This window comes from Rhizobacter sp. P2_H2 (genome assembly GCF_056403375.1).
The window spans coordinates 1-1,190 of sequence record NZ_JBFUFP010001379.1 but is presented as its reverse complement, the minus strand read 5'-3'; the positions used below and the strand labels follow the sequence as shown (position 1 = coordinate 1,190).

2 protein-coding genes are annotated in these 1,190 nt (G+C 67.4%); one reads left to right on the top strand and one right to left on the bottom strand.

Features of this window, described 5'->3' with window-relative positions; all coding sequences use genetic code 11:
• The coding region (gene gmk / locus AC1D15_RS33245) for a guanylate kinase (RefSeq protein ID WP_477829424.1) at positions 1-430 on the bottom strand (430 nt) is incomplete at its 3' end.
• A gap of 121 nt (positions 431-551) precedes the next feature.
• Between gmk and AC1D15_RS33240 the strand changes: the two genes are divergently transcribed.
• Entirely contained in the window at positions 552-1,145 is a 594-nt protein-coding gene (locus AC1D15_RS33240; RefSeq protein WP_477829423.1) for a TetR/AcrR family transcriptional regulator, read from the top strand.
• Positions 1,146-1,190: the final 45 nt, after the last annotated feature.

Genomic DNA, 1,190 nt, shown 5'->3' with positions numbered 1-1,190 from the left:
CATCCGGGTGGTCCTCGCCGCGGCGGTTCAGGCGCTGCGCGAGCTCCTCCCAGCTGGGCGGCAGGATGAAGATCAGGATCGCGTTCGGGAACAGCCGCTTGATCTGCAGCGCGCCCTGCCAGTCGATCTCGAGCACCACGTCGTGGCCGCCGGCGATGCGCTCCTCGATCGCCTGGCGCGAGGTGCCGTAGAGGTTGCCGTGCACCTCGGCCCATTCGAAGAAGTCGCCGGCCGCGATCTTGGCGCGGAACGCCGGCTCGCTGATGAAGAAGTACTCGCGCCCGTCCTGCTCCTGCCCGCGCGGCGCGCGCGTGGTGTGCGAGACCGACACCACCAGGTGCGAATCGAGTTCCAGCAAGGCCTTCACGAGGCTCGACTTGCCGGCGCCGCTCGGGGCGGCCACCACGAAGAGATTGCCGGGGTAATCCATCGCGCGGGATTTTGCACCAGCGCTCCACGTGTCCTGCAGCGCCTTGCCGGTGAGAAGTCGCTTGACCGGCGTGAATGTGCAGTTCTATGATTGAGTACTTGCTCAATTAAGTGATGTCACCGTGGCCCGACCCCGCAGCGAAGACAAGCAGAAGGCCATCCTCGACGCCGCCGTCGAGGAGTTCGCGGTGCGCGGCGTGTGGTCGACGCCGACCTCGGCGATCTCCAAGGCGGCCGGCGTCGCCGAAGGCACGCTGTTCACCTATTTCGCCAGCAAGGACGTGCTGGTCAACGCGCTGTACCGGGCGCTGAAGCTGGAGCTGGCCGACGCGATGATGGGCGATTACCCGCAGGCGGCCCCGGCGCGCGAGAAGTTCCGCCATGTGTGGACCCGCTACCTGGGCTGGGCAGCCGCGAACCCGCTGAAGTGCAAGGTGATGGGGCAATTGCGCGTCTCCGACCGCATCACGCCCGAGACCCGCGACGCCGGCAGTGCGCCGTTCGTCGAGCTGCTGCGCGAGGCCGAAGCCTGCGTGCGGCAGAAGCTGGTGCGCGACTACCCGGTGCAGTTCATCGGCGCGATGTTCAGCGGCCTGGCCGATGCCACGTTGGCCGCGCTGGCAGAGATGGCCGACCCCGACGGCAGCGGGCTCGATCCCGTCGCCGCCGGCTTCGACGTGTTCTGGAATGGCATTGCATTGAAGGGAAACGAATGAAAGTCCTGATCCTCGGCGCGACCGGCATGGTCGGCCAGGGCGTGC